Below are 12,599 nucleotides of genomic sequence, written 5' to 3' on the forward strand. Positions count from 1 at the left end.
CCCGCCCGCGCGGGCACGACGACCGGGCGACCCGGCGGCACGACGAGAGGACGACGGTGACGGAGACGACGGACGGCCTGAGCGGCCGGGACGGCCGGGACGTGGCGGTGCTCGGGCCGGGCGGGGTCGGCGGGCTGGTCGGCGCGCTGCTCGTCCGGTCGGGCGCCCGGGTGACGTTCCTCGCGGGCGAGGCCACGGCGGCCACCCTCACGGAGCGCGGCCTGCACGTGCGCAGCCGCCAGGTGGGCGACCTCCACGTCCCGGCGCACGCGGCCACGCGCCTCGACGCCCCGGTCGACGTCGTCGTGGTGGCGGTCAAGCAGACCGCGCTCGACGACGCGCTCGACCGCGTGCCGCCGGAGGTGCTCGGCGACGGGGTGGTCGTCCCGATGCTCAACGGCCTCGACCACCTCGACGCGCTGCGCGCGCGGTACGGCACCGCGCGCGTGCTCCCCGCGACGGTCCGCGTCGAGTCCACGCGCGTCGCGCCGGGCGAGATCGAGCACACGAGCGCGTTCGTCGAGGTCGACGTCGCGCCGGGCGGGGTGGCCCCGGAGCGGGTCGAGGCCGTCCGCGCGCTCCTCGACGGGGCGGGCATCCCCACCACCGTGCACGACGACGAGACGGCGCTGATGTGGGCGAAGCTCGGCTTCCTCGCGCCGTTCGCGCTGCTCACGACGGCGCACCGCGCCCCGATCGGAGAGGTGCGGACCACGCACCGGGCCGAGCTCGAGGCGCTCGTCCGCGAGGTCGCCGCCGTCGCGGCGGCGAGCGGCGCGCCGTCGGACCCGGACCGGACCCTGACGTTCTACGACCGCTTCGGGGCCGACGCGAAGTCCTCGATGCTGCGCGACGCCGAGGCGGGCCGGCCGCTCGAGACCGACGCGATCGGCGGCGCGATCGTGCGCGCCGCCGACCGCGCGGGGGTCGACGCGCCCCTGACGCGCGCGCTCGTCGAGCGTCTCGGGGGCTCAGCGCGACCGTCGTGAGGTCTCCCGGCGCGCGGGCTCATCCCGCGGCCGGGCCGGGCGCCGCGACGGCGTGCTCGGCGGCGCGGCTCACGTCCTCCCAGGCCGCCCACGTGTCCTGACGCTGTCGCGAGATCCCCTGGGCGAGGTCGTAGACCATGCTGCCGAGCAGGAGGCGCAGCGGCGGGTCGTCGCTGTCGACGAGCGTGAGCACCGCGTCGGCGGCGAGCCGCGGGTCGCTGTCGACCGAGCCGTCCGCCCACTGTTTCTCGAGCTCCGCGCGCAGGGGCGCGTAGGCGTCGAGCGGGGTCGTCGTCGTCATGCTCGCGTACAGGTCCGTCCAGTACCCGCCCGGCTGCACGACGGTGACTGAGACCCCGAAGGGCGCCGCCTCCAGGGCGAGCGCCTCGCTCATCCCTTCGAGCGCGAACTTGCTCGCGCTGTACAGGCCCGTGCTCGGGAAGCCGGCGAGCGCGGCGATGCTCGACATCTGGAGCACGTGGCCCGAGCCCTGGCGCCGCAGGTGCGGCAGCGCGGCCTGGCTGACCCACAGCGCCCCGAAGAAGTTCACCTCGAGCTGCGCGCGCGCCTGCGCCTCGGTGAACTCCTCGACCATGCCCATCGACATCGTCCCGGCGTTGTTCACGACGACGTCGAGCCTGCCGAGGTGCTCGATGGCGGTGTCGACCGCGGCCACCACCGCGTCGCGGTCGGTGACGTCGAGGGGGAGCGCGAGCACGCGGTCGTGGTGCTCCGGGGCGAAGGCGTCCCGGGACGCGGTGCGTGCGGCGGCCACGACGCGGTCGCCGCGCTCCAGCGCCGCGACGGCGATCGCGTGCCCGATGCCGCGGCTCGCGCCGGTGACGAACCAGGTCCGGACCGGCGGGGAGGTGTGTCGCATGACGGTTCCTTTCGAGTGAGACGAGACGGTCCGTCTCGTTATGCCGACCGTAGAGGGTTGCACGACCGCCGTCAAGACGAAACGGTTCGTCTCGCCGGGGTAGGCTGCCGCCATGGCCGCACCCGATCCCTCGCGCCGCAGCGAGTCCTCCCGCCGCGCCGTCCTCGCCGCCGCGCTCGACCTCCTCCAGGAGATCCCGTACCCGCAGCTGAGCATCGAGGGCATCGCGGCCCGCGCCCGCGTGGGGAAGCAGACGATCTACCGGTGGTGGCCCTCGAAGGCCGCGATCGTCCTCGACGCGTTCCTCACGCTGAGCGAGGGCGAGGACGGGGGAGCGCCGGTCCTGCCCGACACCGGAGACCTCGTCGCCGACCTGCGGCACGTGCTGCACGCGACCGTCGCCGAGCTGGAGGACCCGCGTCTCGCCGCGCCCATGCGCGCGCTCGCCACGGAGGCGGCCCACGACCCGGCGCTCGCGGACCTCTACCGCGAGCGCCTCGACGAGCCGCTCCGCGAGGCCAAGCGGCAGCGGCTCCGCAGCGCGCAGGAGTCCGGGGAGCTGGCCCCCGACCTCGACCTGGACGTCGCCGTCGACCTCGTCTGGGGCCCGGTGCTCAACCGCTGGCTCCAGCGGACCGGCCCGCTCACCGTCGAGTACGTCGACCGCGTCCTCGACACGGCGCTGGGCGGGCTGCGCCCGCGCTGACCCGCGGTTCCTCACGACGGCGGCCGAGCTCTTCACCGGACCGCCACGCGACCCCCCGTGGACGCGTCCCCAGGCGCCTCACAGGTTCGCCAGGATGTCCGTCATGAGAGAGCCGTGGGTCGACGTCGCGCTGGCGCGGCTCGCCGAGACGCGTTCCTGCCCCGCGTGCGCCGCGCCGTTGCGGTCGTCGCGGTGCGACCGGTGCCTGCTCGACCTCGTCGGGCCGCTCGCGTTCGAGGTGGCGGCGGCGTCGACCGACGCGGCCGACGCGCTGCGGCGGCGCCAGACCGCCCTCGACACGCTCCGGGCCGCCCAGCCCGAGGCGGCCGCGTGGGCCGCCCGTGCCGCCGTCGCGGCCCCGCCCGGCACGCTCCCCGGCGCCCTGCGCGGTGGCCGGCCCGGCGCGGCAGCGGGCGGCGGCGGGGGGACCCCGGCGGGCCCGCCGCCGATGCGCCCGCTCGACACGGCCGGGCGCGGCGCGGCGGGGCCTCGCTCGTCGACCCTGTCGCCCGCGGCCGTACCGGGTGGACCGGTGCGTCCCGGAGCGGCCGGCCCGGTCGCGCCGGTGCCTGTGCCCGGGCCTGCCGGACCGCGCGCCGGTGGCGTCGGTCCGGGTGCGGCCCCCGCGCGGTCCGTCGGCCTCCAGCCCGTCCTCGCCGGGGCGGGGGCCGGGCTGCTCGCCGTGGCCGCCGTCGTCTTCGTGTTCTTCACGTTCGCCGACGACCTCGCCCTGCGCGCCCTCGTCACCGGGGTCGTCACCGCGCTCACCGTCGGGGCCGCGGTGCTCCTGCGGTCGCGCGGCCTGCGGTCGTCCGCGGAGGCCGTCGCGGCGCTGGCCGTCGTGCTCGCCCTGGTCGACGTCGAGCTCGCGCTCAGCGCGTGGGCGCTCGACCCGGTGGGTGCCGCCGCAGCGCGCGCGACGCTGCTCGCCGTCGTGCTCGTCGGCCTCGGCGTCGTGGGCGAGCGGGCGCGCGTCCGGGCCTGGGTGACGGGCGCCGTCGTGCTCGGTCCTCTCGTGCCGCTGGTCGCGGCGCCCGCGGCCCAGGCGTCGTGGGGCTGGGCCGTCGCGCTCCTCGTGACGGCGTGCCTGACGGCGGTCGCCGGCCCCGTCGCCGCGGCGGCGGGCGCGCGCGTGGGCGGCACCCTCGGCGCGGAGCGCGGGTTCCTGGGCGTCGTGCGCACGGTCGCCGTGCTCCTCGCGGTCCTCGTCGGGCTCACCGTCGCCGCGCCGCCGGGGCTGCCCGGGGGAGCGGGTGCGGCGCTCGTCGCGCTCGGGGCGGCGCTCGTCGCGACGCTGCTCCGGGTCACGACGGGCGAGCGGCGCTGGTACGCGGTCGGCGGCGCCGCGGCGGTGCTCGCCGGCGCGCTGCTCGGCACGGGCGACGGCGTCGGCTTCGTGGGTCTCGCGCCCGCGCTCGGCGCGCTCGCGTGGGTCGTCGTGCTGGTGCTCACCGGCCGCCGCGTGTCGGCGGGGGTGCTCCGGGTGCCGGTCCCGCCGATCGGGCGCTCCGACGCGCTGCTCGGGGGCGCCGTCGTCGTGCTCGTCATGGCGGGCCCGGCCCTCGCGCTCGCGGGCCTGCGGGCCGCCGAGGTGCTCGTGACCCCGACCGCGGGCACGAGCGCCGTGCTCGACGACGCGCCGCTGGGCGTGGGTGTCCTGTCCGCCGGGCTGGCGGGCGAGGGCACGGCGCCCGGGACCGTCGGCGCGACGCTGCTCGACGGCACGCTCGTCGGCCTCCTCTCCGTGCTCGTCGTCCTGCTCGTCGCGGCCCGGCTCCCGCTGCGCACGTCGCGGACCGCGCCGCCCCTCCTCGGTGGGACGGGCCGGCTCGGGACGGCGCCGCTCGTCGTGACCGGGCGCGCGCTCGCCCCGTGGGCGGCCCTCGCGCTCGTCCTCACCCTCGTGCTCGACCCGCGGCTGGCGGGCGTCATGTCGCTCGTCCTGCTCGGGCTGCTCGCCGCGGCGCTGCTCGTCGTGACGGCGCGGCCGGCCGCGGCCGCCGCGCCCGCCGGCACCGATCCCTCCGCGGGCGCCCCGTCGCCCGGCGCCGTCGTGCGCGCCGTCCGGCGCGGGCTCGGACGCGCCCTGCGCCCCGTCGCGCGTCTCGTGCCCGGCGCGCGCACCGCCGTCCGCCACGGTCTGCTCCCCGTCGGCCGGTCCGAGCGGCGGGCCGCGCACGCCGCCGCCGTCGCGGGCACCGTCCTCGTGCTCGTCCTCCTCGTCGCCGGGTCCTGGGTCGCGCGCCCGACGGCGACCGCCGGGGCCGTCGTCGTCGGCCTGCTCCTGCTCGCGGCGCGCGCCGCCGCGCCGCGGTCCCTGCACGCGCCCCTCGTCGGGATCGCGTACGGGTACGCGCTGCTCGTGCTCGGGGTGACGCTCGCGTGGAGCGGCGCCGGGACGGTCGTCGTGCTGTGCGGGGTGTCCGGCGTCGCCTCGCTCGCGGCGCTCGCGGTGACGCTCGCGCCGCGCGTCGACCGGGACTCGTGGTGGGCGGTCCTCGGCGTGACGGCCGTGCCGTTCGGGCTCGGCGTGCTCACCGTCGTCGACGAGCGCAGCACCTGGTCCGTCGCGGCGTGCCTCGCGATGCTCGCGCTCGAGGTCGTGCTGGTCGGCTCCCGGCGCCCCGGCTCGGTGACGGCGCTGCGCGTCCTCGCCGCGGCCCTCGTGCTCCCGACGGCGGCCGTCGCCGTGGTGAGCGCGGGCGCGCTCGTCCTCCCGGGCAGCGGCTCGCCCGTCGTCCTGCCCGTCGTCGCCGTGCTCGTCGCGGCGGCGCTCGCGGGGGCCCGGCCGCTCGCGGCACGGCTCGACCTCGGGGCGGGCCGCGTCGCGGTCGAGGCGAGCGGGGCCGTGACGGGGGCCATCGCGGTCGGGCTCGCGTACGGGCGTCCCGCCGCGGGGCCGACGATCGCCGTCGCCGTGCTGCTCCTGCTCGCCGTCGGTGCGGGGCTCGCCGCGCGCGACCGCGACCGGCGGGGGGAGTGGTGGCTCGCCGCCGTCCTGGGCACCGCGGCGCTGTGGACGGCGCTCGCTGCCGCCGAGGTCGGGCTCGTCGAGGCGTACACCGCGCCGCTCGCGCTCGCCGCCGTCGTCGTGGGCGCGCTCCTCGCCCGTCGTGCGCGGCGCTGGTGGGAGCTCGCGGGCGCGGGTCTCGTGCTGCTCGTCGTGCCGTCGGTGCTCGTCCTGGGCGCGGCCCCGGGCGCGGGCGACGTCCGCGCGCCGCTGCTCGTCGTCGCCGGTGCGGTGGCGGTGGCCGGCGCGGTGCTGCTCCGGCAGGGGACGACGGCGGGCGGCGTCGCCCCGGCCGCGACGACCCGCAGCGCGTGGCGGCGTGCCGGCGCGCTCCGGCTCGCCGGAGCCGCGGTGCTCGCCGCGGTCGCCGGGACGGTGGAGTCGCTGCACGTCGCGCACGTCGCGGGCGGTGGCGCGCTGTCCGTCGTCGGGTTCGCGTGGGCGCTCGCGGCGGGCGGCGTGGCGCTCGGCGCCGGGCTCGTCGCGGCGCGCGCGGCGTCGGGCCGTGGCGCCGCGGCGGCGCGGCGCTGGGCCGTCGCGCCCGCCCTGACGCTCGTGGTGGTCGGCGCCGTCGCGAACGTGCGGCCCGTGTGGGGCGTCATCGCGACGGTCTGGCTCGTCGAGGTCGCGCTGCTCGCGGTGCTCGTGGTGGGGGTGCGCCGCGCCGTGCGCGGGCGGCTCGACCTCCCGCCCGCGTGGTTCCTGTGGCTGCTCGCCCTCGTCGCCGCGATCGGCGCGTGGTCGCCGCGCGAGCTGCGCGTCGAGGTGTTCTCCCTGCCCCTCGGCGCCGGGCTCCTCGTCGCGGGCTACTTCGCGCTCGCGGCGGGCACGGCCGCGGGCCGACCGAGCGGTCTCCCGGCCGCGCCCGCGCGCACGGCCCGGCCCCTCGGCGGCTGGCCCGTCGGCGTCGTCGGGTCGTGGCGCACCCTCGCGCCCGGGCTCCTCGCGCTCGTCGGGCCGTCGGTGCTCGCGACGTACACCGACGCGCGCACGTGGCGCGCGATGCTCGTCGTCGTGCTCGCGCTCGCGGCGGTCCTCGTCGGGACGCGCAAGCACCTCGCGGCGCCGTTCCTGCTGGGCGTCGCCGTGCTGCCCGTCGAGATCCTCGTCGTGTTCGTCTCGCAGCTCGGCACGCGCATCTCCGCCGGGCCGTGGATGCTCACGCTGGCCGCGGCGGGCGGCCTGCTGCTCATCATCGCGACGTACTACGAGCGGCGGATCGCCGCGTACGACGGCGCCGCCGCGTACGTCCGGGACCTGCGCTGACCGAAATCCCTACCGGGTGGCCCGTTTCTCCGCCGGGTGGCCCATAATGTTCGGGATCCGCCGCACGACGGCGGGCTCATCGGCAACGCAGGCGGGGGCGAGGCCGCGACGGCGCACGGAGGTGTCCGGTCGTCGGGCCACGCCCCGGGGGCGCAGTCCCTGGAGAACGGCATCGTGATCAGGATCGGCATCGTGGAGGACGACCCCGCGAGCAGCGCGCTGCTCGTGGAGTACCTGCGACGCTACGAGCAGGAGCACGGCGAGCAGTTCGCCGTCGCGCTCTTCGCCGACGGCGAGCAGGTGGTCACCGGGTACCGGCCGGACTTCGACATCCTGCTGCTCGACGTCGAGATGCCGAACCTCGACGGCTTCAGCGCCGCCCGGCGCATCCGCCAGGTCGACGCGGACGTCGTCCTGATCTTCATCACCAACATGACCCAGCACGCGATCAAGGGGTACGAGGTCGACGCGCTGAGCTACATGCTCAAGCCGCTGCGGTACTTCGCGTTCTCCCAGGAGCTCAAGCGGTCCGTGGCCCGGCTCCGACGGCGGTCGGCCGACTACCTCCTGCTCGCGGTCGACGGCGGCCTGGCCCGCGTCGCGACCGACGACATCGTGTTCCTCGAGAGCGCGAAGCACCGCACCACCGTGCACACGGTGGACGGGAGGCACTCCGTCGTCGGGCCGCTCAAGGCGCTCGAGGCCCAGCTGGAGGGCCGGGACTTCTTCCGGAGCAACAGCGGCTACCTCGTGAACCTGCGGCACGTGCTCGCGGTCCAGGGCAGCAGCGTGCTCCTGGTCGGCGGGCACGACCTGCTCATCAGCCGGGCGCGGAAGAAGGCGTTCCTCGCGGCCCTCACCGACTACCTCGGGGCACGACGGGCATGAGCGCCGCGACCGACCTCATGGCGACCCTGCCCGACATCCCGCGCGCGCTGACCGGCCTCGCGGAGTGGCTCGCGTGCCTGGTCTACGTGCTCCTGCGCCGACCGCGCCTGCCGCGGGCCCGGCTCGTGGCGCTCGCCGTCGTCGCCCTCGCCGCGCAGGTCGGGGTGCAGGCGCTCGCCGACCTGCTGCCGCGCCAGCTGTGGACCGTCGGGATGGCCGCCGCGGTCGCGTGCATGTACGGGTTCATCGTCGCGGCGGCGCGCGTCTCGGCGCGCGACGCGGGGTACTTCGCGGCGCGCGCGCTCGTGCTCGCCGAGCTCGTGGCGGCGCTGCACTGGCAGGTCCACTGCTTCTTCTTCCTGCCCGACGGCCGACCCGGCACGGCCTGGCAGGTCGCGTTCTTCGTCCTCGTGTACGCGGTGGGGTACGGGGTCGCGTACGTCGTCGAGTCCCGCCACTTCCGCCCCGGCCAGGAGCTCGACGTCACGGTCGGCGAGCTCGCGTCGGCGGTCGCGATCGCGCTCGTCACGTTCTTCATGAGCAACATCAGCTTCCTCAACGCGAACACGCCGTTCAGCGGACGCCTCGGGCTCGAGATCTTCTACATCCGCACGCTCGTCGACCTGTGCGGCTTCGTGGCCCTCTACGCCCAGCAGGGCCAACGTCTCCAGCACCAGGCGCGGTCCGAGGTGCGCGCCATCGACGAGATGCTGCGCCGGCAGCACGAGCAGTACCTGCAGTCGAAGCGGAACATGCAGATCGTCCACCGCAAGTACCACGACCTCAAGCACCAGATCGGGGTGATCCGCGCCGAGGCGGACCCGGGCCGGCGCGCGTCCTACCTCGACCACCTGGAGGCCAGCATCTCCGGCCACGCCCGGCAGGCCGACACCGGCAACGGCGTGCTCGACGTGATCCTCACGACCAAGAGCCAGGAGTGCGCGGAGCGGGACATCGACCTCACGTGCGTGGTCGACGGCGCCCTGCTCGACTTCATGTCCGCGATGGACGTCGCCGCGGTGTTCGGCAACGCCCTGGACAACGCGATCGACGGCGTCATGGCCGTCCCCGACCCGGAGCGGCGGATCATCAAGGTCGCGGTCTACGCGCGCGACCGCTTCGTGCTGCTCACGGTCGAGAACTACTTCTCCGGCGAGCTCCGCACCGAGGGCGGAGACATCGTCACCCGGCGCGCCGACCGCACCCGGCACGGGTACGGGCTCAAGTCCATCCGGTACACCGCGGAGAAGTACGGCGGGTCGATGACGGTGAACACCGAGGACCGCTGGTTCCTCCTGCGCGTCCTGCTGCCCATGCCGGAGGACCGCCCGCCCACGGGCTCGCCCCGGCAGGCGGCGTCGGCCACGCACCCGGCGTAGACCCGCGCCCCGCGGCCACGGACCCCGGCCGGGGTCACAGGCCGTCGCGCGGCCACGGACCGCCGCCCCGGAGGCCGCCGGACGGCCCGTCCGGGCGGGACCTGGGACCCGCCCACCGTGACCCCGCCGTGACCTCGACGACCGTTCGTGGACGCAAAGCGACGGTTCGTGCACCCGGCCGCCCCCGCCGCCGCCCGCGTCCATAGCGTGACGGCGCGGCTCAGGGACCACGACGTCCCGGGCCTCGACGGGTTCGCAGAGCTCGCTGCGCCACGCACGCGCCTCCGGGTGGGTCGCCGGGGTCGGTGCGGAGCGGGTGGGCGCGGAGACGACAAGGGAAGGTCGATGAAGACAACGACAACGGCGGGACACCGCGACAACCGGGCGGGCCGCGTCAAGGGAGCGGCGGCGCTCGCGAGCCTCGCGCTCGTGGCCGCGGCGGGATGCACGGCGGGCACCACGGACGACGAGAGCGCGGCCGACGCGTTCACGACGCGGGAGGTCACGGACGGGACCACGTCCTTCGTGGTCGTCGACAACCCGGGCGACGGGCCCACGCTCTCCTACGGCAAGGACAGCGCGGTCGAGCTCCTCACCGAGGAGGTCGACGGCCAGGAGCTCGCGTTCAAGGACATGAACGCGAACGGGACGCTCGACACGTGGGAGGACTGGCGCGAGCCGGCCGAGGAGCGCGCGGCGGCCCTCGCCGAGGAGCTCACGATCGAGCAGATCGCGGGGCTCATGCTCTTCAGCTCGCACGAGCGGTCGCAGGCCGACGGCCTCACGGACGCCCAGAAGGAGTACCTGACGGACTCCCACCTGCGCAACGTCCTGCACGCGGGCCCGAGCGACGTCGAGGCGACCGTCACGTGGGCCAACGAGATGCAGGCCTACGCCGAGTCGCTCGCGACCGCAGACGAGCCCTACGTCCCGGTGAACTTCGCCTCCGACCCGCGCTCGACCGCGGGCTCCGGCGGCTACAACGCCGAGGGCGCCGACATCTCGCGCTGGCCGTCGAACCTCGGCCTCGCCGCGACGTTCGACGTCGAGCACATGGACAACTTCGCCGAGATGTCCTCCGCGGAGTACCGCGCGCTGGGGATCACGACGGCCCTCAGCCCGCAGATCGACCTCGCGACCGAGCCGCGGTGGCTGCGCGTCGGCGGCACGTTCGGCGAGGACGTCGAGCAGAACACCGAGCTGGCCGCCGCCTACGTGGACGGCTACCAGAGCACGACCGGCCAGGACGGCTGGGGCCCCGAGTCCGTCAACGCGATGATCAAGCACTGGGCGGGCGACGGCCCCGGCGAGGGCGGCCGCGAGGCCCACACCGACGCCGGCAAGTACGGCGTCTACCCGGGCGGCAACTTCGACGCGCACACCGAGGCGTTCCTCGGGTCGCTCGACTCCGCGGCCGTCATGTCGGCGTACTCGATCGCGCTCGACGGCGAGGGCGAGCCGCTGTTCGGCGAGCGCGTCGGCACGGCGTACGACGACACGCGCATGAACCTGCTCCGCGAGGAGAACGGCTACCAGGGCGTCGTCGTCACCGACTGGGGCGTCACGACCGGGATGAACGACGAGGGCGCGGTCATCGCGACCGGCTGGGGCGCCGAGGACCTCACCAAGGAGCAGCGCCACTACGAGATCCTCAAGACCGGGCACGACATGTTCGGCGGCAACAACGACGTCGCGCCGGTCCTCGCGGCCCACGAGATGTGGCAGGCCGACTTCGAGGCCGGCACGAACGACGTCGACGCCGACACGCGCTTCCGCGAGTCCGGCGCGCGCATCCTCACGATGTTCTTCAACCCGGGCCTGTACGAGAACGCGTACCTGGACCTCGACGAGTCCACGTCGATCCTGGCGAGCGACGACAAGGTCGACGCGGGCTACGCGGCGCAGCTCGACTCCGTGGTCCTGCTGAAGAACGACGGCGAGACCGTCACCGCCGCGGACGCCGAGGCGTGGAAGGACAAGACCGTCTACATCCCGCGCAGCTACAACACCGGCTTCGCGAGCTCGTTCGGTCCGGGCGAGTACACCGAGGGCGCCGGGATCGACCTCGAGGTGGCCGAGCAGTACTTCGGCACCGTGCTCACCGACGAGGCCGTCACTGACGCCGACGACAAGGTCACGAGCTACACCGCTCCCGACCTGTCGGACGTCGACCTCGTGCTCGTGGGCATGGACAGCCCGGACAACGGCGGTACGTTCTCGAACATCGGGCACGACCTCGAGAACGACACCTGGTACCCGCTGTCGCTGCAGTACCGCCCGTACACCGCGGACGGCCCGAACGTGCGCCAGACCTCGATCTCCGGCGACCTGCTCCCGGACGGCACGCGCCAGAACCGCTCGTACTTCGGGAACACGTCGAAGATCGCGAACGAGTCGGACCTCGACGCGTTCGAGCGCGCCGTGGTGGCCGTCGAGGCGTCCGGCAAGGACATCCCGGTCGTCACCGTCCTCAAGGCGACCAACCCGGTCGTCCCGGCCGAGTTCGAGCCCGCGTCCGACGCGATCGTCGTCGGCTTCGGCACGAGCGACCAGGCGCTCCTCGAGGTCGTGCTCGGCCTCCACGAGCCCCAGGGCCGCCTGCCCGTCCAGTTCCCGAAGGACATGGACACGGTCGAGGCGCAGCAGGAGGACGTCGCGAAGGACATGACGCCCTACACCGACGCTGCGGGCAACGCCTACGACTACGGCTTCGGGCTGAGCTACGGCGGGCCGATCACGGACTGACGGACCGCACGGGCGGGCGGTCGCACGAGCGGCCGCCCGCCCGGGGCGGACGGCGCCCGTCCGGCGCCGTCCGGCCCCGACCAGGCCGCGGGGTGGGCCCGCGGCACGAACGAACCAAGGAGCAGGAAGTGAAGCGGAACAAGGCGCTGACCACGGGGATCGGGCTGCTCGTCGCCGTCACGGGGGCCTTCGGGCTGACGGCGTGCGGGAGCGGCGACGACTCCGCCGCCGGGCCGTCGTCGTCCGAGAGCCAGGCGACCGACGTCGACGTGGCGACCGACCTCGAGAACGCGCGCACGGCGGTCGCCGACGCGCTCGCGGAGGACGACAGCTGGGCGCAGATCATGCTCGCCAGCGACGTCAAGGAGCCGACGGTCAAGTACGGCCTCCTGGTGGTGCCGTTCGTCCCCTCCGACGCCGCCTCGCGCGTCCGGGGCACGGTCGACATCAAGGACGGGAAGTACACGATCGAGGCCGACTCCGCCGAGACCGGCGAGACGTGGCAGATCGACCAGGACGGCACCATCACCCCGGCCGGGGAGTAGCCGCACCGCTCCCCGCCGTCCGCCTCCCCGCCCGCCTCGCCGGGCGGACGGCGAGGCGGACGGCGGGGGCACCGGACGGCACGGGTCGAGCACGGACGACCGTCCGTGCCGCAGAAACGACCGATCGTGCAGCCGCGGCGGGCGGCGCCGTACCCCGCTCCTAGCCTGAGGAACGGGCCGCACTCGAGGAG

The 12,599-nt window shown here is 75.7% G+C and carries 8 protein-coding genes; 7 read left to right on the top strand and 1 reads right to left on the bottom strand.

What is annotated here, in order from left to right; genetic code table 11:
- The first annotated feature begins 56 nt into the window (after positions 1-56).
- Entirely contained in the window at positions 57-989 is a 933-nt protein-coding gene (locus tag RSE42_RS01315; RefSeq protein WP_415297680.1) for a ketopantoate reductase family protein, read from the top strand.
- Positions 990-1,008: 19 nt separating this feature from the next.
- Here RSE42_RS01315 and RSE42_RS01320 read toward each other — a convergent pair whose 3' ends face one another.
- Entirely contained in the window at positions 1,009-1,869 is an 861-nt protein-coding gene (locus tag RSE42_RS01320; protein WP_086149446.1) for an SDR family oxidoreductase, read from the bottom strand.
- 112 nt (positions 1,870-1,981) lie between these two features.
- Between RSE42_RS01320 and RSE42_RS01325 the strand changes: the two genes are divergently transcribed.
- The 6 genes from RSE42_RS01325 to RSE42_RS01350 all read left to right on the top strand — a co-directional run bounded on the left by RSE42_RS01325 (position 1,982) and on the right by RSE42_RS01350 (position 12,408).
- A complete protein-coding gene (locus RSE42_RS01325) occupies positions 1,982-2,575 on the top strand; it encodes a TetR/AcrR family transcriptional regulator (RefSeq protein ID WP_086149445.1) in 594 nt (197 codons plus the stop codon).
- Positions 2,576-2,678: 103 nt separating this feature from the next.
- Positions 2,679-6,851, top strand: coding sequence for an SCO7613 C-terminal domain-containing membrane protein (locus tag RSE42_RS01330; RefSeq protein ID WP_415297681.1), 4,173 nt, complete (start codon positions 2,679-2,681; stop codon positions 6,849-6,851).
- A 174-nt stretch (positions 6,852-7,025) separates the two neighbouring features.
- Positions 7,026-7,739 carry a LytR/AlgR family response regulator transcription factor gene (locus RSE42_RS01335; protein ID WP_031317155.1) on the top strand — a complete coding sequence of 238 codons (714 nt, stop codon included), beginning with the start codon at positions 7,026-7,028 and terminating at the stop codon, positions 7,737-7,739.
- Positions 7,736-9,118: an ATP-binding protein gene (locus RSE42_RS01340; RefSeq protein ID WP_137279922.1), complete on the top strand. Its 1,383-nt coding sequence runs from the start codon at positions 7,736-7,738 to the stop codon at positions 9,116-9,118. Before RSE42_RS01335 ends, RSE42_RS01340 begins: the two co-directional genes overlap by 4 nt.
- A 345-nt stretch (positions 9,119-9,463) precedes the next feature.
- The gene (locus tag RSE42_RS01345) at positions 9,464-11,863 is read left to right on the top strand and encodes a glycoside hydrolase family 3 N-terminal domain-containing protein (RefSeq protein ID WP_415297682.1); all 2,400 of its coding nucleotides are present in this window, start codon (positions 9,464-9,466) and stop codon (positions 11,861-11,863) included.
- 128 nt (positions 11,864-11,991) lie between these two features.
- Positions 11,992-12,408 carry a hypothetical protein gene (locus RSE42_RS01350; protein WP_415297683.1) on the top strand — a complete coding sequence of 139 codons (417 nt, stop codon included), beginning with the start codon at positions 11,992-11,994 and terminating at the stop codon, positions 12,406-12,408.
- Positions 12,409-12,599 lie beyond the last annotated feature (191 nt).

Origin of the sequence: Cellulosimicrobium sp. SJTW-1 (genome assembly GCF_047716875.1) — a bacterium.
GTDB lineage: Bacteria > Actinomycetota > Actinomycetes > Actinomycetales > Cellulomonadaceae > Cellulosimicrobium > Cellulosimicrobium funkei.

Bases quoted from the DNA above. Each gene is read 5' to 3' on its own strand.
- RSE42_RS01320 (WP_086149446.1), bottom strand. From the start codon at position 1,869: ATGCGACACACCTCCCCGCCGGTCCGGACCTGGTTCGTCACCGGCGCG.
- RSE42_RS01340 (WP_137279922.1), top strand. From the start codon at position 7,736: ATGAGCGCCGCGACCGACCTCATGGCGACCCTGCCCGACATCCCGCGC.
- RSE42_RS01330 (WP_415297681.1), top strand. From the start codon at position 2,679: ATGAGAGAGCCGTGGGTCGACGTCGCGCTGGCGCGGCTCGCCGAGACG.
- RSE42_RS01345 (WP_415297682.1), top strand. From the start codon at position 9,464: ATGAAGACAACGACAACGGCGGGACACCGCGACAACCGGGCGGGCCGC.
- RSE42_RS01325 (WP_086149445.1), top strand. From the start codon at position 1,982: ATGGCCGCACCCGATCCCTCGCGCCGCAGCGAGTCCTCCCGCCGCGCC.